The sequence below is a fragment of the Paraburkholderia sp. LEh10 genome (assembly GCF_017814945.1).
Taxonomy (GTDB): domain Bacteria; phylum Pseudomonadota; class Gammaproteobacteria; order Burkholderiales; family Burkholderiaceae; genus Paraburkholderia.
This window is the reverse complement of the sequence record NZ_JAGIPX010000207.1, coordinates 1-1170: the sequence shown is the minus strand read 5'-3', so window position 1 is coordinate 1170 and position 1170 is coordinate 1. Positions and strand designations below refer to the sequence as shown.

Sequence of the window (1170 nt, the reverse complement as noted above, 5' to 3'; positions counted from 1 at the left end):
CGGGCAAACTCGACTTCTCCGCATTCAACTCGCATGCCCGCTGACGGCCGTTACCCACTGCATTTTCAAAAGAGCCACAAATACAGATCGGGATACCGCTGTTGCCTTTCTGGCCAACCGGATGTAATCCGCTATCGCACGACCGGTCGCCTCTGGCAGCGGCATGACATACATCCGTCTCGATTTGGTCCGTCGGATTCGAAGAGTACCGTCGCGCCAGTTCAAATCGTCGAGCTGAATTTGCACGACTTCACCGGCACGCAAACCAAGATCGACCAAACATCTGACCATCGCATAGTCGCGCAAGCCTGAGGCCGTTTCGCGATCGAATGAATTCAGAATCCTCCTGATCTCCTCATCCGAAAGTGTTTCCGGAAGAGCTGCTAGCCTCCATCTGGCCACATTGGGGACCGCAGCTATCAGCGCTTCGACGCAATCGTCATATTGGGTCATCCGGAATCGCAGATAACTGCGTAAAGCTACGCTCGATGCTTTGGCCACGCCCGCTCCGCATGAGTCCGGATATTGCGTCACAAATCGGTAAACGTCGCGAATTTGCAACTTGGCGATATCTAAGCATTTGTCGCCGAACTGTTGGCGCAGGAAGTCACGAATGATCCGACCACGCTGATATCGTGTGCTGTCCGCAAGCCCGCAAACATCTTCGAGATGCTGGATGAACCGAGAAACTTCATCGCGTATCGCATCAGGTTCGTCTCGCAAAAACCAAGGGACCGCACGCACGCCTAATACAACGAGGAGATGTTGAAGTGCAGCTCTTACATCTACCGCACTTCTCGGAATGGGATCTGGGCAGGTGCAGTGTGAGAGATGGTTCGATACAAAACTGTTGACCAGCCGATAGTCGACCCGAGCGGCGGGTATCCGGCGCTTTGCCACCCAATGCGCAAAGTGCGCAACGCATTTGACGTAGCGGTTGACGGTAGTCGGAGCATAGCCCCGCTCCAGAAGATAATCACAGTACCGCTCTGCAAACGGGGAAAGGACGCTGCGCCACAACCACGCCTGAGGTTGCGGTCGTAGAGGAGTTAAGCCGTTCATGACGATTCTCCCGAAATGGATAACTACCCATCTAGTGTTCCGTCCCAGAAATAACTTTACATAACCGAGCCACTTTCTGAAGGATAGAGTCGGCGGTTGCGGTCCAGA

Annotated in this window: 1 protein-coding gene; it reads right to left on the bottom strand. The window is 54.0% G+C overall.

All coding sequences use genetic code 11. The features are described from left to right. Positions 1–24 precede the first annotated feature (24 nt). Positions 25–1062, bottom strand: coding sequence for a tyrosine-type recombinase/integrase (locus tag J8I87_RS43960; RefSeq protein ID WP_209938899.1), 1038 nt, complete (start codon positions 1060–1062; stop codon positions 25–27). Between the last annotated feature and the right edge of the window lie 108 nt (positions 1063–1170).